The organism is Mariniflexile soesokkakense (genome assembly GCF_039650365.1).
Lineage (GTDB): Bacteria > Bacteroidota > Bacteroidia > Flavobacteriales > Flavobacteriaceae > Mariniflexile > Mariniflexile soesokkakense.
On sequence record NZ_JAZHYP010000005.1, the window covers coordinates 184671 to 203587 of the forward strand.

At 32.5% G+C, this 18917-nt stretch carries 15 protein-coding genes and 1 tRNA gene; 5 read left to right on the plus strand and 11 right to left on the minus strand.

Annotated features, from left to right (window positions below; all coding sequences use genetic code 11):
* Nucleotides 1-1247: 1247 nt before the first annotated feature.
* From VP395_RS11815 to trxB, 6 genes are all read right to left on the minus strand, one after another.
* Nucleotides 1248-1799 (minus strand): BfmA/BtgA family mobilization protein, encoded by a 552-nt coding sequence (locus VP395_RS11815; RefSeq protein WP_346242218.1) that lies wholly within the window; start codon nt 1797-1799, stop codon nt 1248-1250.
* Between the two features lie 1182 nt (nt 1800-2981).
* Nucleotides 2982-3152 (minus strand): type I restriction-modification system subunit M N-terminal domain-containing protein, encoded by a 171-nt coding sequence (locus VP395_RS11820; RefSeq protein ID WP_428833356.1) that lies wholly within the window; start codon nt 3150-3152, stop codon nt 2982-2984.
* Between the two features lie 350 nt (nt 3153-3502).
* The gene (locus tag VP395_RS11825) at nt 3503-4987 is read right to left on the minus strand and encodes a Fic family protein (RefSeq protein WP_346242219.1); all 1485 of its coding nucleotides are present in this window, start codon (nt 4985-4987) and stop codon (nt 3503-3505) included.
* 573 nt (nt 4988-5560) lie between these two features.
* Entirely contained in the window at nt 5561-6817 is a 1257-nt protein-coding gene (locus VP395_RS11830; RefSeq protein ID WP_346242220.1) for a site-specific integrase, read from the minus strand.
* 226 nt (nt 6818-7043) lie between these two features.
* Nucleotides 7044-7117 (minus strand) — tRNA-Pro (locus VP395_RS11835).
* A gap of 97 nt (nt 7118-7214) precedes the next feature.
* Nucleotides 7215-8195, minus strand: a complete 981-nt coding sequence (gene trxB / locus VP395_RS11840) for a thioredoxin-disulfide reductase (protein WP_346242221.1) — start codon at nt 8193-8195, stop codon at nt 7215-7217.
* Nucleotides 8196-8365: 170 nt separating this feature from the next.
* On the opposite strand from trxB, the gene VP395_RS11845 reads away from it, so the two are divergent.
* Nucleotides 8366-8812 (plus strand): hypothetical protein, encoded by a 447-nt coding sequence (locus VP395_RS11845; protein WP_346242222.1) that lies wholly within the window; start codon nt 8366-8368, stop codon nt 8810-8812.
* 48 nt (nt 8813-8860) lie between these two features.
* Here the strand turns inward: VP395_RS11845 and VP395_RS11850 are convergent, their stop codons facing one another.
* The 3 genes from VP395_RS11850 to VP395_RS11860 all read right to left on the minus strand — a co-directional run bounded on the left by VP395_RS11850 (nt 8861) and on the right by VP395_RS11860 (nt 11962).
* Nucleotides 8861-9529 (minus strand): bifunctional 4-hydroxy-2-oxoglutarate aldolase/2-dehydro-3-deoxy-phosphogluconate aldolase, encoded by a 669-nt coding sequence (locus VP395_RS11850; RefSeq protein ID WP_346242223.1) that lies wholly within the window; start codon nt 9527-9529, stop codon nt 8861-8863.
* A gap of 75 nt (nt 9530-9604) precedes the next feature.
* Nucleotides 9605-10822: a 6-phosphofructokinase gene (locus VP395_RS11855; RefSeq protein ID WP_346242224.1), complete on the minus strand. Its 1218-nt coding sequence runs from the start codon at nt 10820-10822 to the stop codon at nt 9605-9607.
* Nucleotides 10823-10921: 99 nt separating this feature from the next.
* The gene (locus tag VP395_RS11860; protein WP_346242225.1) at nt 10922-11962 is read right to left on the minus strand and encodes a PfkB family carbohydrate kinase; all 1041 of its coding nucleotides are present in this window, start codon (nt 11960-11962) and stop codon (nt 10922-10924) included.
* A gap of 166 nt (nt 11963-12128) precedes the next feature.
* Here VP395_RS11860 and VP395_RS11865 point away from each other — a divergent pair, with 166 nt between their 5' ends.
* Nucleotides 12129-13154, plus strand: coding sequence for a LacI family DNA-binding transcriptional regulator (locus VP395_RS11865; RefSeq protein ID WP_346242226.1), 1026 nt, complete (start codon nt 12129-12131; stop codon nt 13152-13154).
* Between the two features lie 7 nt (nt 13155-13161).
* Here VP395_RS11865 and VP395_RS11870 read toward each other — a convergent pair whose 3' ends face one another.
* Together VP395_RS11870 and VP395_RS11875 are read right to left on the minus strand one after the other, a co-directional pair.
* Nucleotides 13162-13509, minus strand: a complete 348-nt coding sequence (locus VP395_RS11870; RefSeq protein ID WP_346242227.1) for a cupin domain-containing protein — start codon at nt 13507-13509, stop codon at nt 13162-13164.
* 78 nt (nt 13510-13587) lie between these two features.
* Nucleotides 13588-15192 carry a glycerol-3-phosphate dehydrogenase/oxidase gene (locus tag VP395_RS11875; RefSeq protein ID WP_346242228.1) on the minus strand — a complete coding sequence of 535 codons (1605 nt, stop codon included), beginning with the start codon at nt 15190-15192 and terminating at the stop codon, nt 13588-13590.
* 461 nt (nt 15193-15653) lie between these two features.
* Between VP395_RS11875 and VP395_RS11880 the strand changes: the two genes are divergently transcribed.
* The 3 genes from VP395_RS11880 to VP395_RS11890 are packed head-to-tail and all read left to right on the plus strand — an operon-like array spanning nt 15654 to nt 18855.
* A complete protein-coding gene (locus VP395_RS11880) occupies nt 15654-16652 on the plus strand; it encodes a GntR family transcriptional regulator (protein ID WP_346242229.1) in 999 nt (332 codons plus the stop codon).
* A gap of 18 nt (nt 16653-16670) precedes the next feature.
* The gene (galK, locus tag VP395_RS11885) at nt 16671-17819 is read left to right on the plus strand and encodes a galactokinase (protein ID WP_346242230.1); all 1149 of its coding nucleotides are present in this window, start codon (nt 16671-16673) and stop codon (nt 17817-17819) included.
* A 16-nt stretch (nt 17820-17835) separates the two neighbouring features.
* Nucleotides 17836-18855 carry a UDP-glucose--hexose-1-phosphate uridylyltransferase gene (locus VP395_RS11890; protein ID WP_346242231.1) on the plus strand — a complete coding sequence of 340 codons (1020 nt, stop codon included), beginning with the start codon at nt 17836-17838 and terminating at the stop codon, nt 18853-18855.
* Nucleotides 18856-18917 lie beyond the last annotated feature (62 nt).

Here is an 18917-nt window from a genome sequence, read left to right on the forward strand (position 1 = left end):
AACAATATTACGCTTTTTAGTCAATTTAAAATGAAATATTAAAACTTAATTTTTATAAGTTAGATATCAAAAATATTTATTATTAAACAAACCCTATTGGCGCCAAAACCTGATAAAAACTCAGTGAGGTTGTGTTGTAAATTTGGAATAATAAGAATAGAATTTAAAACAAACAAGCCTGCAATCTCTAGAATTACCCTATCAAATAGGACGAAAAACTGTAAGGTCTAAAGTTTCCTAAATTAACAATCTATTATTAAAAATAGATAGATAAAGTACTTCTATTTATAAATTAGTTGGTTGCAAAAAACGGCAAGACAATACCACCCTCGGCGGAAAAAAGTGAGCATAGTTAAATTATCAATAACTCATTGTATTGTATTAGTTTAAAGCCGTAAATGATCTGGTATAAATTATCCGCTTTTAATGGTTCTAATCATCCTCCCCATCCAGAAATGCTTTACTTCCTGATAAAATAAATATAAAGGTTTTTTAACATCAAAGCAAAATAAATGGCTATTGAATTTTATGATAGCATGTTTGCATTCTAAAACTAATTAATTTTAACGTTTTTACACAACTCTGGTTAAGTAATAATTTTATACGCGGCAACTAGCTTTACCATCATTTTTTTCTTTATAATACTCAATTCTGTTAAAATGCAGCAATTTTGGCCAATTCAATAGTTTCAAATTGTTTTTTCCCAAAATACTAACCAATTTACATTTAAATTTTTTAGTTCTTTTGTCTTTATAGGTCATTACAAGCAATTTCTTCAATGCTTTGGACATAGTGATTAATTACAACTCAAATTTATCTTAAATCGCTTCCAAATGAGATTTTAGACAGATACAATGAGAGATTAACACTCAGTTTCTTAGATGATTAATCCAAATCCCAATGAAATCATTAATCCAATGATTTGGTTCCTAACCAAATCCAACAGTGTAGTCCAAAATTTGGCCAACCCCATGATTGTTTTGAAGAAATTCGATTAATAAAATTTGCATCGTTTTGGTGTTTTGATATTTTTTTTAATTTTTAAGAACATTGAAATAAATTTTTAAAATTTTTTGTTTTTTAAAGTTTGTTTATTGTTTGTATATGTTTATATATAGATACCAGCGCTTGTCCATTGCTTGTCCAGCGCTTGTCCAAAATTTGGTACGGCGTCGGTACACTACTTGTACCAATATTGGTCAACCTCCTTTAATTTTATTTGCTCTATTTTGAGCATTTTTAACATCTTAAACATTATTACTTTTTCTAAAATTATCGAAATCGATTTTGTCCAGATTTAGTTTCAAGTAGTTTTTTCCAAAACTTCGTTTTTCAACATTAACCTTGTCCAATAATTTTGTTATTTTATTTTTGAAACTCATATTTTCTTCTTGTATTAGTTTATATTGTTTTTTATAGAATTCCAACTCCTCATTTTCTGTAATCAACACTGGAGACCCAAAATCATAAACGTCCTCTTCATCCTGTTCTATATTGGAAGTTTCCTCTAGCAAAGATTGTAATATAGCCGTGGTTGGTTTATGGTGTATTTTTTCTATGTTTTTGATGATGGCAATGACCGCATTGGATCGTTTGATTACCTGCCTTTTGAGGGATGCAATAGTTTCTCCAAGATTGTCCTGTGGGGACACGCCATTCAGCTCAAAAAAATCAACCATGAGCCTTAGTGTCATAGACTGAGATTTGGAAATAGTCCTGCAATAGTTCCTGAATTTCTTAGCCACCGAAGTTTTAATCTTGAAGGTCTCAAATTTCTCTTTTTCGTATCCTTGATCCATTTTTTAGTAAAAAATTTATTGATTTTATTTGGCTGTGACGCTTTTTTAGTAAAAAAAGCCACCTACCCCTTATATTCTCAATCTCCGTAATCCCTCTTATACAAAGGGATTCCGAGAAAAATCGATAAACGTAACACCGCTTTGCGTGTTACCCTCTTGCTTCTCCATAATTTGTCCCACAGGGACCAAAATTTTTCAAACAACCTGATAAAAATATCAGTTGCTTTTCTTTGCATGACGACTCTCTTAAAGTTATAGGATTAGGATGTGAAATGGAAACTTAGAATGTTCCCAATTGGTTCGTTTTGGAGGTAAATTTTATGATTATTGGCGAAATCAAGTTTTTGAACGTCAGATATCATACAGGAGACAAATAAATAGGCCTCTAAAATTACATATTTATATGTACCTGTCTGAACCTTACAGAAAGGGTTAAAATTGATTTACTTATTATATCCAGAGCGTTTTCCTTTTTTTATTTTTTTAACTTTTGTTCCGCTTCCTTTTTATTGATTTTGTAAGATTGCATCAGGTTCGTTTTAGATTTACTTCCTATAGGGCCGACGCCGTTACCTTTTTTTGTTGCTTGGTGCCATTCAATATTCAGCTTTATTAAGACATATAAAAAGTGCGAGCGAGTTTACCCTGAGCGTAGACGAAGGGAGCCTGGTTATGCTGTCGTATAAAACTGAATGTTGTTATTTTGCTGTCAAAAAAAGGTATAGCAGTGTTGGCTCGGGATGTGGATCTAAATTCTTTGTGAAATACAAAAGCATAGGAAGTGGAACAAAATGCTAATAAATGTTCCTATTAAGCGGACGCTATTTCTAAGTTTTATATTGGGAACGGAGCGTTCCTGCCTTCTTCGGCAGGAAAAAGCGACGTGAAAATCTAAAATTTTGGGATTGTGTCCAAGACTTTTGTAATGAAGCTCTTTTCCCGAAATGAAGAGCAACGGAATGTAGGGGAATGTGCTGAATGGTTGGCTTATAACTTTTATGTATAACTTAAGTTAGCATGCACTAATAAAGTTTTAACTTTAAGTGATTTTTATAATGTCCTAGCGCAATACTAAATCAGCTACAATCTCTTTTAAACGCTGATTTTTTTTTTCAAAGCTATGAAACTTCATCGCTGGTAGCTTCTCTTACGGTATCACTACAAATCGCTTTTTACCAGCATCTATAAACTATTTGTTTCATTTATAGAATGAAGACTCGTAAATTTTAAAAATATAAGTCCTAATACAACGTGCTTATACTCTGATGGTTCGACCGAACCTCTTAATTTTTTGGAGGAATCCCAAAGGATTTCTTCTATTGATTTTTCGTTTTTTGTTGCTTTTTTAGCCATAGATATATTAGGTGAACACCGTCACTATTTTTATAATTTTTGCTATTAATTGTGAGAGACTCTTAGGTATTATAAATGTAGGGATATGAATTTTAAAATGAAACATAAAAATATTATTTATCGTACAATCTACGTTCATACTATGATAAATCCCAAGAAGCAGAAGCAGAATATTTGGCTAGTTGTTCACATTTATCTAAAGAGTGTTTAGTTTGAGCGTTGACTAATGGAAATATGTCCAAACAAGAAATTGAATCAAATTATACAGCTAGTAAACAAATGGTAAATTTTAGAATCAATACTACAGGTAAAAACCAACAACTTAAATATATTAGAGTATAGTCAAGCCTTTAGTCTTGTTTAATAATTTTAAGAATAGCCATATCGTGCTCCTTGAAAGCATTGCATGCTTCTAAATGTATTTCTGCTTCGTTCATGTCAGTTGCTTTTATAGTTGAACTGAATTCTTGCGCTCTTTGTAACATCTTTACGTAAACAACCGGGTCTTTCTGTCTTGATAAACGTCTCAATGCTCCTAAATAATCATCACGATATACCGTTGGGATAATTATTTTCGTTTGTTTTTCCTTTACAAGTTCTGCATTCATCATTACTCTTGCTATTCTCCCATTGCCATCTAGAAATGGATGAATCTCACTTATCATAAACATTGTATATGCCGCTTTTGCAAAAGGGTTGCTTAATGCCCTATAATAATCAAATCCCTTAATAAGAGTACCTTTTACCAAATTAAAATCAACAAAATGAGTATCGCCTGCTCTATTATTTTTGTCTTTAAATTGACCTGGATTTTTTGATTTTCTAGATTCTAAAAGAATGTGATGTCTATATTGCAGTATTTTTAAAAGATCTTCATGTGTTGCAGGGGTTTGATTCATTTCTTTTAAATTACTAACTATTCTATATGTCCCTAAAACATCATGAGAATCTTCATCTCTGTTAGCAATTGGAGTTTCTGTTTTAATAATTTTTTTTGCTTCTTCTAATTCGAAAATTGTTCCTTCAATATAATTTGAAAAATAGGCTTCAAAAAAAGCAAAATTTTTGAATGCTGTTTTATCCGTATTTATTTCCGGAATATTCTTAAATTGATTTTGTTTGAGGTACTTAAACAAAATTTCAAATAGTTCAATTCTAGCTGGATCATAAGGATTACCAAAAGCTCTTGCCATCGCTATTGGAGAAGTTAATATTTTTGATGGCTTAGTTGTCAATAATGCACTGATTAGCCTATTTAATTTCGCGAATTCGCTTTGCATTCCAAGTTTTTCAGCAATTATTCTTGCATTATCTCTAATTTGATTTATTCCATCCTCACCATTTATGCGAACTATTTGCTCTAATTTAGCTTCAATTTCAGGTAGTGTTAATGTTTTGGATTTAGGGCCTGGTTGCCTTGAAACTTGCAAATTTTCAAGAAATGCTCTTTCTTGTTGTGAAACAAATAATTCTCCAGAAAAAGGGTTATCACCTTCTATTGGACCTTTTCCCTCCATAAAACGGATTGTAATTCCAGGTAATTTAATTTTTTTTGTATATGTATATGTAACAAAAATATGACCTGCTGTTGTAGGCTTAAATTCTATTGCAGATCTGTGGCTTAATACTGAATTCGGATATTGTGTCCCTATAATTTTAAAAATATTTCTTTTAATAATTTCTTCTGGTTCATCTGTGAAATTAGACGTATAGATGCGAGGCGCAATTTTTTTTATTTCTCCATTTTTCACTAATTTAGAAATCTGCTTACTTAAGCTTTTATCACTTGAAGAGAAAATAATTTCTTGAACATGTATTGGGAGAATTTTTTCCATTTAAACTGCTTTATAATGTAAATATAGAGAATATTTTCCATTATAATATATCTTTTGGAGAATATTTTCCATTATAATGTGTGTTTTCAATTTGTATGTGAAAAATGGTAAAAAGAATATTTTCCAGTAAAAAGAGCATTAAGTGCTAAATAAGAGAATATTTTCCATTATAATTTATAGAATAGAGAATTTTTTCCATTATACTATTCCATACATATTATGCTTCCCCTCTACGTCGTCGCATAAAAAGTGTTTGTTCACAAGCATTTTATTGTTTTAGAGGAGTTCATGCATCTCATAAAAGCTTGATGTCATTAACATTGTAGAAGAAATTTTTTTAAGAAACTGTATTAACAACTTTCGCAGTCAGCGTTATAACAAAACCTGTTTAATAGGTTAAACCCAATGTTTACAAAAAATCCCATGATACCCCAAGATATCTACAAATCGATAATAATCGATCAAAACAACTATTTCGCACACCATTAAAAGGACACTAATTTATAGCAAATTAAACTCAAAAATGAAACTTTAGATAGTACCACTTATTCCAACTGAAATTTATTAAGGCACTTAAAAATCCGCTATAGATTTATTAATCTTTTCATTTATACAATTATTTAATTTATTCCTTAACGCCTTCATATCTATACTCACTTTCTCTTCTATGACTCTGGCATAAACCTGTGTTGTTGAAAGTTTGGAATGGCCCAATAATTTTGAAACAGTCTCTATGGGGACACCGTTAGATAGAGTTACGGTTGTTGCAAAAGTATGTCGCGCAGAATGAAAGGTTATGTTCTTATTTATTCCAAGTAGAACTGTAATTTCTTTTAAATAGACATTTAATCTTTGATTTGTATAGACTGGCAATAATCCAGAGTTATTTTCTATAACATTATCGTATTTTTTGATAATGTTGAGTGCTTTGTCCAGCAGTGGAATTTTAACGGGTTGATCTGTTTTCTCACGCTTGGTAAAAATCCAATATTCTCCATCTATTCCCCTTACGATGTTATTATCGGTAAGAGACCGGACATCGGTATATGATAATCCCGTGTAACAGGAAAAAACAAAGATATCCCTGGTCTTTCTATGAACTTCTTCATCCAATAAAAATTGTTCAAATCTTTGTAGTTCTACTTTTGACAAGTAATCACGTTGATGTTTAGTGAATTTTAGTTTGAAACGTACAAAGGGGTCTTTTTCTATCCATTCTAAATTAAGCGCTAGATTCATTATTTTTTTCAGACGCTCTAAATGTTTCATAACACCATTATTTTTTAATGGTTGTCGTTTATTAATAGAAGGACCTTTTCGTAGGAACAGCTCAAAATCAATAATAAAACCATAGGAAAGTTGTTTTAAGTAAATATCACTTGACTTTATTTTTGCCGCTAGGAATCTTTTTAAGTACCGCTCTGTAGTATAATAGTTCTTTAATGTTCCATGCTTTAGAACTGCTTTCATATTGGTGTTATGGTAGCCTACCAAATCCAATAACGTTTTTTGGTCGTCGTCCTCCCCTAAATATCGCGCCTTAATAGATTGAGCAGTTACCAGTTTGAATTCAGAAAGTAATTGTTTCTGACACTCCAGCAAGTCAGCGTAAACCTGGTCCAAATAGGCATTCAATGCCGGAGCATTCGGAGTTCTTGGCTTTGCCTTTTTTGCTATTGGATCCCAATAGGTAACCGATAGGTAACGCTTCAAGCTGATTTCTGCCCTTTTTCCGTTGACGGTTATACGAGCATAAAGAGGTGCAATATCGTCTTTTTTTTTGGCTGCACTCAACCAAAAATGTATACTAAAAGTCTTTGAAGTCTGCATGTGCTCTCACTTTAATGAATATTCGATTTGTTTGCGAAAGTCAAATCGAAGCGAAAGTCAAACACTAATGAACTACCAATGTAGTGAAAAATTTGGTAACTTTTTAGGTAACCGAATAGGTAACCTGCCAATTGATTTTAAAGCGAATCAATTGAAAACAAAAAAATGTAAATCATTGATTTTCATTTTTTTAGCTGTTTTTTGATATCTATTGATACCCTAATTGTCGGGATGACAGGATTTGAACCTGCGACCACACGGCCCCCAGCCGTGTACGCTACCGGACTGCGCCACATCCCGTTTAAAATTGTTTTCAAAGAAAACATATTTTATAAATATTACAAAAGAAAAAGAGCCAAAGTAATAACTCTGACTCTTCCATAATATATTTATTTTTTTAATTATAAGTGGATGTAGACACTTCAAAAGTAGCATCTTTACCTGCTAAATAACGTTCTGCATCTAGAGCTGCCATACAACCGGTTCCTGCTGCTGTAACAGCTTGTCTATAAACATGGTCTGCTGCATCACCCGACACAAATACACCTTCTACATTTGTTTTTGAAGTTCCTGGTACATTTATGATATAACCAGTTTCATCTAAATCTAAAAATCCCTTAAAAATATCTGTATTAGGTTTATGCCCTATAGCCACAAAAAATCCTGTAGCTGGTATCTCTTGTTTCTTGTTCGTAACATTGTTAAAAGCTCTAACACCAGTAACTACTTGCCCATCACCTAAAACCTCATCGGTTTCGGTATTAAACAATATTTCAATGTTTGGTGTATTCTTAACCCTGTTAGCCATAATTTTTGACGCTCTAAATTCATCACGTCTTACTAACATGGTTACTTTTTTACATAATTTAGAAAGGTAATGAGCTTCTTCACAAGCAGAATCGCCAGCTCCTACAATAACTACTTCTTGATTTCTATAAAAGAACCCATCACAAACTGCACAAGCAGAAACACCACCTCCTAATTTTAAATATTTCTGTTCAGAATCCAATCCTAAATATTTAGCAGATGCTCCTGTTGAGATAATAACCGTATCACAATGTATCTCTTTAGTTTCGTTAACCCATACTTTATGCACATCACCAGAAAAATCTACTTTAGTAATCCAACCATCGCGTACATCGGTCTCAAAACGCTCTGCTTGCCTTTGTAATTCCATCATCATTTCTGGTCCTGTTATTCCATCTGGATATCCCGGGAAATTTTCAACTTCATTTGTAGTTGTTAATTGACCTCCTGGTTGAGTACCTTGATATAATACAGGCTTCATATTGGCTCTAGCTGCATAAATCGCAGCAGTATATCCTGCAGGTCCCGAACCAATTATTAAACATTTTATTTTTTCAATTGTATCTGGCATAATCGCTATAAATTTTTAATCTGAAACAAAAGTAGAATTTTTGACACAAAACTTACATTAAAATTATCAAAAGATATTATCATCGTATAAGTACTTATTATCCACCATATTATTTCTCCTTTTTTTTTTGTAACTTGTAGTAGTATGATTATTAATTTAATACTTCGCTTATGAAAACACTTCTATTTATTTTTTGTGCCTCCCTTTTCCTTTCTTGTAATAATAAAAAAAACATTGAACAACCTATAAAAGAACATTCTTTGGAGGGTGCTTGGGAATTAGTTAGCTTTTTGAACTACAAAGAAGATGGTTCTGTAGATACCATAAAATCTTCAAATGCATACAAGCAAATGAAGATGTATTCTAAAACTAAGATTATGTGGAGCAGATTACGGGCATGGGATTCTTTAGATTGGTTTGGAGTTGGAGATTATACTTTTAAAGACGGTACTTTAACTGAAGTTTTAGATTACGGTTCTCACGCCATGAATAGTCGTATAAAAGCAAAAAAGAAGTTTATTTTCGATATAACAATTGATGAAAACTCATTTACTCAAGTTGAAATTGATAGCTTAGGACATCCTATATATGCCGAAAATTACAAACGTTTGGAATAATTGAATAAAAAAAGCTGAACTATTAAGTTCAGCTTTCTTCTTTTATAATTATTTTCTAACAGCTTTAACAAGTGCAAGAGCTTTTTTTACATCTTGCTCTAGTTTTGCATAATCTTTATTAGCAATAATATCTTTAGAAATTAATTGAGAACCCATACCAACACAAGTTACGCCAGCATCAAACCACCCTTTTAGGTTTTCTTCAGTTGGAGCAACACCTCCTGTTGGCATAATGCTTGTCCATGGTTGTGGTCCTTTAATGCCTTTTACAAATTGTGGCCCGTAAATATCACCAGGGAAAAGTTTTACTATCTCGCAACCTAATTCTTCTGCTCTAGCTATTTCGGTTAATGTTCCACAGCCTGGAGACCATAATACTTTTTTTCTGTTACAAGCAATTGCGATGTCTTCTCTTAACACAGGAGTTACTATAAAATTAGCCCCTAATGCCATATATAAAGAAGCAGCTGCGCCATCTGTAACAGAGCCAACACCCATAATCATACCTGGTAATTCTTTAATAGCATATTTGGTTAATTCACCAAAAACTTCGTGAGCGAAGTCACCACGAGCAGTGAATTCCATTAATCTAGCGCCACCATCGTAACATGCTTTTAATACTCTTTTACTTAACTCAATATCGCTATGAAAAAACAAAGGAATCATTCCTGTATCTTTCATTGCTTGAGCTACTTCTAATCTTGAAAATTGTGCCATTTTATTTATGTTTTTTATTATTTATTCTTCAAATACCTATGTTCGGAATTTGTGTTTTTTGATTTGATTTTTTTTTTAATTCCAGTTTAATATTTTCTTAAAATCGTATGCTTCTGGATTGGGTACATATTTTTTTGCTTGTTCATAATCTTTCTCTTGAATATAGAACAGGTTGTTGATGAACAATTGAGCCATATCAGAGTTAATATCTACCAATCGTGGCGGAATCTTTCCATTCTCATCTTCAAAATCCTTTAAAAACAAAGGAGTGATATCGCCTCTAGAATTTGCACTGACAATACAACCTGAAATACCTTGGTCGTACAACTTTTTAACACCTATACCAAGTAAGGTACACAAGGTTAAATCGAATGCAATTGGGTTACAACATCTAAGTTCATAACCAATTTCAACAGGTCTTGTTTTTACTTTAAGTCCTATTTCTTTTAATTTAATCTGTAACAAATAATTGAATATATGCGACTTGCTTACATTTCCTAATTCAGGATGCCCGTGGTCATCATAAGTAAAATTAATATCTGAACTTAAAATTTCCTTTTCATCCATAAAATGGAAAACACCTTCACTCACTAATGCTACCCCATACTCAACACCTTTAATTTTGCATTTTACTATGGAAGACACAATCATATTAATGATTTTCTCAAATGTAATCGTGGTTTTGTTGAACATTTCCGGTATAATCATCATTTGAAAATGACAAGCCGAAGCAATTCCGAAAGCTAAATGGCCGGCAGAACGCCCCATGGCCGCCATTACAAACCAGTTTTCGCTAGTTCTAGCATCTTCATAAACCGTATTACCAATACGAACACCTTCATCTTTTGCGGTGTGAAAACCAAAGGTTGGGTTTCTATCTGGCAAAGGTAAATCGTTATCTATGGTTTTAGGAACGTGCACGTGGGCAACCTGTAAATCTTGGGTTTGAAGATATTTAGTTAATCTATTAGCGGTTGAAGCTGTATCGTCTCCGCCAATAGTTACCAATAGTTTTACATTATTATTTTTGAAAAAATCTGCTTTAAAATCACTGTCTTTAGGTTTGAATCTACTCATAATTAAAGTAGAACCTCCACGACTAAAAATACGATCGGCATGATGGAAATCAAAAATCTTTACTTCAGGATTATCAGAAAGCAACCCTTGGTATCCATGATGAACGCCAATAACCTTATACCCATCTTTCATAAAGGTTTTAGCAACAGTACTTATAACAGTATTAATACCTGGAGCAGGACCACCGCCACAAATAATCGCAATTGATTTTTTCATAAAGTATTAGAAGGTTTTAGTTTCGTTGGAAATTTTAGATTCAATTAAAACCTACAAGGTTATTGAAAACCTTGCAGGTTATTTATTTAAGATTTATTGTTATCTAGCAACTCTACCAGAAGCATCACCACCCATAAGCTTAGATACTTCTTCAACAGTTACTAAGTTGGCATCACCTTTAATAGTGTGTTTTAAACAAGATGCTGCAACTGCAAAGTCTAATGCATTTTGGTCGTTATCTGGGTATGTTAACAATCCGTAGATTAATCCACCCATAAAAGAATCACCACCACCTACTCTATCAACGATATCAGTAATTTGGTATTGACGGGTTTGTAACATTTCATTTCCATCATATAAAACCCCAGCCCAAGTGTTATGAGATGCAGAAATAGAACCTCTTAAAGTAGTAATTACTTTTTTAGCTCTTGGGAATTTTTTCATCATTTGTTGACAAACAGATAAGAAAGCTTCTGCTTTCACATCATGTCCATGCGTTTGTACTGCTGCGCCAGCTGGCTTAATACCAAAGTGCATTTCGGCATCTTCTTCATTACCAAGAATAACATCACAATAAGATGTTAATTCTGTCATGATAGCTTCACGGTCTCCACCATACTTCCATAATTTTGCACGGTAATTTAAATCGGTTGAAATAGTAACACCTAATCTGCTAGCAGCTTTTACAGCTTCTAAACAAACATCGGCAGAACTTTGAGAAATTGCAGGCGTAATACCAGTCCAGTGGAACCACTCTACTCCTTTAAACACTTCATCCCAGTTAATCATACCTGATTGGATTGTAGACATTGAAGAATATGCTCTATCATATACCACCTTACTACCTCTAGAAACCGCTCCAGTTTCTAAAAAATAGATACCTAAACGCTCACCACCCCATACAATTTTATCAACACCAACACCTCTTTTACGCATTTCCATCATAGCACATTCACCTATATCATTTTTAGGTAAACGTGTTACAAAATCTACAGAAATACCATAGTTTGCTAACGATACTGCTACGTTAGACTCTCCACCACCATAAACAACATCAAAATTGTCTGCTTGAGAAAATCTTAAGAATCCTTGAGGTGCTAATCTTAGCATGATCTCACCAAATGTTACTACTCTACTCATTTTGTTAAAATTTTATTGATTTAGTTAAAATTAAATTCTGCTTAAACGTTTAAGCAATCGCTTTCAAGTAAATATAATAAAAAAACATATAAAAATATATCTGCTTTGATTATAAAAACTGAAATACTATATTTGCTTAAACGTTTAAGCAAAAGTATATAAAAAAATGAGAAACAAAAAAAAAACAACAATAAAAGACATTGCTAGCGTTTTAAACATCTCTCCCGCTGCTGTTTCCAAGGCACTTCACGATGATTCTCGTATAAGCACAAAAACGAAAGAAGCTGTAAAAAAGGTGGCTAAAGAATTAAATTATCAACCAAATCATCTAGCAAGTGCGCTTCGAAAAGGCAAAAGCAACTTAGTTGGAGTTATTGTTCCTAGAACCAACAGCCACTTTTTTTCTTCTGTAATTCAAAATATAGAAGAAGTTTTAAACAAAGAAGGCTACAATATTATTATTACCCAATCGAACGAATCTTATAAAAAAGAATGTAGCAACATTGACACGCTATTATTTACACAGGTTGATGGTATTATTGCCTCTATGGCTAATGAAACAATTAGTTTAGATTATTATGAAAAAATAAAGTCAAAAGGCATTCCTTTAATTTTATTTGACCGTGGTGAAAATGATTTGAATGTTGATTATGTAGGTATAAACGATTACGACAGTAGCCACATGATTGTTGAACACTTAGTACAACAAGGCTGTAAACGAATTGCACATATTGGTGGTTACAGACACACACGTATTTTCAATAACCGAATTAATGGCTATATAGATGCCATAAAAAAACATGATTTATCTTTAGATGAATCGCTGTTAATAGAAAGCAGTCTTACCATAGAAGATGGCAGAGATAAAATGATGCAACTGCTAAATTTAAAAAACAGACCCGATGCTGTTTATGTTGCAGGAGATTACGCTGCATTAGGTGCCTTACAAGTGCTTAATGAAAACAATATCAATATACCTAAAGATATGGCCCTTGTTGGTTTTGGCAACGAGCCTTTTACTTCAATGGTTACCCCTACTATTTCTAGTATCCATCAGCATAGTACCGAAATGGGAAAATTAGCTGCGTTAACATTTTTAGAACGTGTAAAAGATCCAAAAACAAAACAAACATTAAATAAAATAATTCTTGATGCTGAATTAATTGTTAGGGATTCATCTAATTTAAAATAACTATAGCTTACTGCATAAAATCTTCTCTAATAGGGCTAAACACATCAATTAAAATACCGCTCTTTTTACAAATGGTTCCATGCATGATATTAGGCGGAATATATAAAGCATCACCTTCTTTTACTAGTTTAACTTCGTTGTCTACAGTAAATTCAAACTCACCACTAGCAACATAAGTAACCTGCGAGTGATAATGGTTATGCATAGCGCCAATGCCTCCAGCTTCAAAATGAACATTTACAAGCATAATCTTATCATCATATGCCATAATTTTTCTTTTTATTCCGCCGCCTAATTCTTCCCATTCAATATCATCTCCTAGTAAAAAAACATTACTTGATCCAAAACTCTTCATCGTTATATTTATTTTTAGTTTAATTATTAATTATACAAATGTACTTTTTTCTTAATAACTATAAAAACAGATTGATGTTTACAAAACATATTGATTAGCAATTTTAGTAAACACTTCAATTTGTTGTTGTTCCCATAAGGCATCTTTACCTAATTCTTTAGCCAACATTTTTGCTACCATAGGAATTATTTCTAATGTTACTCGAGCATCTAAAAATAGCGTACGAACCCGTCTTGCCAAAATATCTTCTACGGTTCTTGCCATTTCGTATCGAATTGCCCAAATAATTTCTGCTTTAGTGTATGGTAATTGTACGTGTAATGTTTCGCCTAATTCAGGATATTCTTTAATTAAATTTTGAATAGCTTCTTGGTCGCTTCCATAGATATATTGATGATGGGTTTTATCATGATATTCTGTTGCGCCGTGAATTTTTACATTTTTAGTTTTACATGATACATGATTCAATTTCCCTATCGAAATAGCTTTATTAATAGTATCTTGAGCCATTCTTCTGTACGTGGTCCACTTTCCTCCTGTAATAGTTATCAATTCAGAATTTGAGATAATAATTTTATGGCTTCTTGAAATTTCTTTCGTTTTTTCCGACTTATCTTTTGGTACTGCTAATGGCCTTAATCCTGCAAAGATGCTCAAAACGTCCTCTTTACTCACTTCTTGATTAAGATAATTGTTTGCCGTAGAAATAATAAAATCTACTTCGCTGTCTAACGCTTTGGGCTCTAAACTATGGCTATCTAGCAACGTATCAGTAGTACCTACCAATACTTTATTATGCCATGGCACTAAAAACAACACCCTCCCATCTTTGGTTCTTGGTATCAAAATCGCATCATTTCCAGGCAAAAAAGATTTATTTAAAACCAAATGAATCCCTTGACTTGGGCACAGCATCTTTTTTGCTTCAGAATTATCCATTTTCAAAATTTCATCGGTAAAAACACCAGTGGCATTTATAACCACCTTGGCATTTAAAGAATATGTAATGCCTGTTTCTCTATCTTCTGCAACGACTCCATTTACAATACCATTATTGTTTTTTAACAACTGATTTACTTTAAAATGGTTTAAAGCAGTGGCCCCATGTTCTATACATGTTTGGGCAATATTTATGGCCAATCTAGAATCGTCAAATTGTCCATCATGATAAACCACACCTCCTTTAAGTTTTCCATTCTTAATGGTACTTAATCTTAATAGTGTTTCCTTTTTATTGATTCGAATGGATTTTCCAAAACTTAATTTACCTGCCAAAGCATCGTAAATCTTAAGCCCTATTATATATTTAAAGGTATCCCACCATGTGTAATTAGGGATAATAAAAGACTGATTGTTTACTAAATGTGGAGCATTCTCCAATAACAATCCTCTTTCGTATAATGCTTCCTTAACTAAATCGATATTGCCTTGCCCTAAATACCGCACACCACCATGAACAAGTTTGGTGCTTCGGCTTGAAGTTCCTTTTGCAAAATCCACTTGTTCTAATAAAAGGGTCTTAAATTTACGGGTAGCACTATCTAAAGCAATACCTAACCCAGTGGCACCACCACCAATAACAATCACATCCCAATTAGAGTTTTCCTCTACTTGCTTTACTAATGTTACTCTTTTAAAAATATTATTTTCTTTCAATTGTTTTTTAGTGAGATTAGAAGCCATTTAGCGAAATACTCTTTACTGCTAAATGTTTGTTTTAGTTATTATAAAGACACATACTAAAACCATATAATTTATTAAGATTATGACAATTTAAGAAGTTTAAAGTAATTCCTATATATAAACCCTAAAATAACTATTTATTATTGTTTAAATACTTTGTATCCATTTTATTATTTCTGTTACAAACACCTCAACATTATAACCAAATTGTAAATGCAAAAATGGGTAAATGAACAAATGCTTTAAAGGAATGTTATAGCAATAACCACAACATAAAGTCTTAAAGTCATTAATTTTCAATAACCAAACCCAAAAGAACAGTCCATGTTTTTATCAAAACAGACTTATGTTTGAATAAATCATTTTAATAAAACTATACTGATTGCCATATTGAATTGATCTATTTTAAAACATACCAGTACCTACTAGTTTGTTTTTCTTTTTTTTTATATCTTTGTGGCATGAGTATTATTAACCTAAAGAAAAAAACAGGAACCCCTAAATACAAGCAAATTATAGCTTCTATTGAAGAAGCCATAATTGCTGGTGCTTTAAAAAAAGGAGACCAAATACCATCTATAAATAGTGTTAGAGATACTCATAAATTATCTAGAGACACCGTTTTAATGGCGTTTAATGAATTGAAGACACGAGGCATTATTCAATCTGTAGTAGGGAAAGGTTACTATGTTTTAAATGACACTATTGATGTTACCCAAAAAGTATTCTTATTATTTGACGAGCTTAATTCATTTAAAGAAGATTTATATAGTTCCTTTATCAATAATCTTGGAAACCATATACGCGTAGATACTTATTTTCACCATTTTAATGATGACATGTTTGGTAATTTAATTTACGAGAACATGGGCGCTTATAATTTCTACGTCATAATGCCTGCTAATTTAAAGAACACCAATTTGGTGATTGAAAAACTACCCAAAGAAAAAGTTTATATTCTAGACCAAACACACCCAGAACTATCTGACTATTCAGGTATTTATCAAAATTTCGAAAAAGACATTTATAGCAACCTCAATAAAGCAACTTCTTTAATTAAAAAATACTCAAAACTAATTTTACTTTTTTCCGAAGACAGACAACCTATAGGGTTACTTAAAGGCTTCAACAAATTTTGTAAAACTAATAATATAGAAAATGATGTTATTGACTCCTTACAAAACAGAGCATTAAGTAAAGGTGCCGTTTATGTAATACCAGACGATAAAAACCTGTTGAGAATTATTAAAAAAATTAAAAAAGAAGGATTGGTTCTTTCAAAAGACATTGGAATAATATCCTATAATGACACCCTGCTTAAAGAAATAGTAGAAGGCGGTATTACCACCATTTCTACAGATTTCAACATTATGGGCGAACGCTTAGCACATATGATACTTAACAAGGAACAATTGCAAATAGAAAATGTAAATAGTCTAATCTTAAGAAATTCATTATAAACAACACAAACAACTAAAATGAATACAATATTAATTAAAAAAGTTAAAGACCGCTTTATAACCAAATTTAGTATGGAACCGATACTGGTTTTTTCCCCCGGTAGAATCAATATTATTGGAGAACATACCGATTACAACGATGGTTTTGTATTTCCTGCAGCAGTAGATAAAGGCATTATCGCTGCTATTCAAAAAAGTAACACCAACACATCTACAGCGTATGCTATAGACATGAATGAAAGTGTGTCGTTTGAATTGGATAAACTAAAACCATCCTCTGAAGGCAGTTGGGAAAATTATGTCTTCGGTGTTGTTGCCGAAATTCAAAACAGAAATAAATTAGTTGGAAATTTTAACATTGCTTTTAGTGGAGATATTCCTGCAGGTTCTGGCATGTCTTCATCTGCTGCCTTAGAAAACAGTGTGGTGTTTGGTATAAACGAACTTTTTAATTTAGGATTATCTAAAACCGAAATGATTCTTATTTCACAAAAAGCCGAACATAATTATGTAGGTGTTAATTGTGGAATTATGGATCAATATGCAAGTATGTTTGGCATTGAAAACAATGCCCTATTATTAGATTGCAGAACGGTGGAAGCGACACCCTTTGAAATCGACTTTAAGAATCATGAATTAATTCTTATTAATACCAACGTAAAACACAGTTTATCTGATAGTGCTTATAATGATAGACGTTCTGCTTGCGAAAACATAGCGTCGTTACTAGGTATTAAGGCGTTAAGAGATGCTACTGAAGCAGATTTAATTAAAATAAAGAATAAAGTAACCCCAATAAACTATCAAAAAGCTTTATATGTTATTCAGGAAAACAATCGTGCACTAAAAGCTTCACAAGCAATGGTTGAAGGCGATCTAGAAACTCTTGGTGCGTTAATATATGCCTCTCACGATGGCTTATCTAAACAGTACAAAGTAAGTTGTGAGGAATTGGATTTTCTTGTGGATCAAGCCAAATTGAACGGGCACATTTTAGGTGCACGCATGATGGGTGGAGGCTTTGGTGGCTGCACTATCAATTTGATAGAAAAAACAGAAACAGAATCTTTCAAAACTATTGTTTCTGAAGCCTATAAAAATAAATTCAATAAAGACTGTTCCATCTATTCTGTTAAACTTTCTAACGGAACCCACGTAATTAAATAAACAAATACTTATTAAAATGACTACCGATTTACAAGATTACTCACATAAACGATATAACATATTAACAGGCGAATGGGTTTTAGTTTCCCCACATCGTGCTAAACGCCCCTGGCAAGGTCAAAATGAAACTGTTTCCAATGAAGTAAGACCTGCTCACGATGCCAGTTGTTATTTATGTGCTGGAAACACCAGAATTAACGGGGAAGAAAATCCAAATTACGAAGATGTATTTGTTTTTACCAACGATTTTGCTGCACTTCAAACAAACTCTAAAAACTTTTCTGTAAATGATGGGTTGTTAATTGCCCAAAGTGAGCAAGGTATCTGTAAAGTAATTTGCTTTAGTCCAGACCACTCAAAAAGTTTGGCAGATATGGATGCTAAAGACATTGAAAAAGTAGTATTCGCATGGCAAAAAGAATATAAAGAACTGGCAGAAAATGAGCTTATAAACTATGTGCAAATATTTGAGAACAAAGGAGCTGTAATGGGTTGTAGTAATCCACACCCACATGGGCAAATTTGGAGCCAAACAACACTACCCAATGAAGTAGACAAAAAAGACCAACAACAATTAACCTATTACAACAAGAACAAATCGAGTTTATTAGGCGATTACCTTAAGCAGGAATTAACAAAGCAAGAACGTATCATTTTTGAAAATGATGCTTTTGTTGTATTGATTCCGTTTTGGGCAATTTGGCCTTTCGAAACGATGATAGCACCAAAAGCCCAACAAAATAGTATTTTGGATTTAGAAGGTAAAGACTCATTCCTTTTTGCTGAAGCGATTTCTGTAATAACCAAAGCTTACGATAAATTATTCAACACATCGTTTCCATATTCAAGTGGTATTCACCAAGCTCCAACCAACAGAAAAAACAACAATCATTGGCATTGGCACATGATTTTTTACCCACCATTGTTACGAAGTGCTTCCGTAAAGAAATTTATGGTTGGTTACGAAATGTTTGGGTCGCCACAACGCGATATTACACCTGAAATTGCTGCTAATATGCTGAAAGAACTTATTTAAAATTTAGTAAAAACAACCTTGGAGTTTATATAAAATAGAACAGCCGTTTTGTAAAATACAAA

What these genes read in the sequence shown, in the direction of transcription:
- VP395_RS11815 (WP_346242218.1), bottom strand. Translation starts at nt 1,799, where the DNA reads ATGGATCAAGGATACGAAAAAGAGAAATTTGAGACCTTCAAGATTAAA.
- VP395_RS11820 (WP_428833356.1), bottom strand. Translation starts at nt 3,152, where the DNA reads ATGGCTAAAAAAGCAACAAAAAACGAAAAATCAATAGAAGAAATCCTT.
- VP395_RS11825 (WP_346242219.1), bottom strand. Translation starts at nt 4,987, where the DNA reads ATGGAAAAAATTCTCCCAATACATGTTCAAGAAATTATTTTCTCTTCA.
- VP395_RS11830 (WP_346242220.1), bottom strand. Translation starts at nt 6,817, where the DNA reads ATGCAGACTTCAAAGACTTTTAGTATACATTTTTGGTTGAGTGCAGCC.
- trxB (WP_346242221.1), bottom strand. Translation starts at nt 8,195, where the DNA reads ATGCCAGATACAATTGAAAAAATAAAATGTTTAATAATTGGTTCGGGA.
- VP395_RS11845 (WP_346242222.1), top strand. Translation starts at nt 8,366, where the DNA reads ATGAAAACACTTCTATTTATTTTTTGTGCCTCCCTTTTCCTTTCTTGT.
- VP395_RS11850 (WP_346242223.1), bottom strand. Translation starts at nt 9,529, where the DNA reads ATGGCACAATTTTCAAGATTAGAAGTAGCTCAAGCAATGAAAGATACA.
- VP395_RS11855 (WP_346242224.1), bottom strand. Translation starts at nt 10,822, where the DNA reads ATGAAAAAATCAATTGCGATTATTTGTGGCGGTGGTCCTGCTCCAGGT.
- VP395_RS11860 (WP_346242225.1), bottom strand. Translation starts at nt 11,962, where the DNA reads ATGAGTAGAGTAGTAACATTTGGTGAGATCATGCTAAGATTAGCACCT.
- VP395_RS11865 (WP_346242226.1), top strand. Translation starts at nt 12,129, where the DNA reads ATGAGAAACAAAAAAAAAACAACAATAAAAGACATTGCTAGCGTTTTA.
- VP395_RS11870 (WP_346242227.1), bottom strand. Translation starts at nt 13,509, where the DNA reads ATGAAGAGTTTTGGATCAAGTAATGTTTTTTTACTAGGAGATGATATT.
- VP395_RS11875 (WP_346242228.1), bottom strand. Translation starts at nt 15,192, where the DNA reads ATGGCTTCTAATCTCACTAAAAAACAATTGAAAGAAAATAATATTTTT.
- VP395_RS11880 (WP_346242229.1), top strand. Translation starts at nt 15,654, where the DNA reads ATGAGTATTATTAACCTAAAGAAAAAAACAGGAACCCCTAAATACAAG.
- galK (WP_346242230.1), top strand. Translation starts at nt 16,671, where the DNA reads ATGAATACAATATTAATTAAAAAAGTTAAAGACCGCTTTATAACCAAA.
- VP395_RS11890 (WP_346242231.1), top strand. Translation starts at nt 17,836, where the DNA reads ATGACTACCGATTTACAAGATTACTCACATAAACGATATAACATATTA.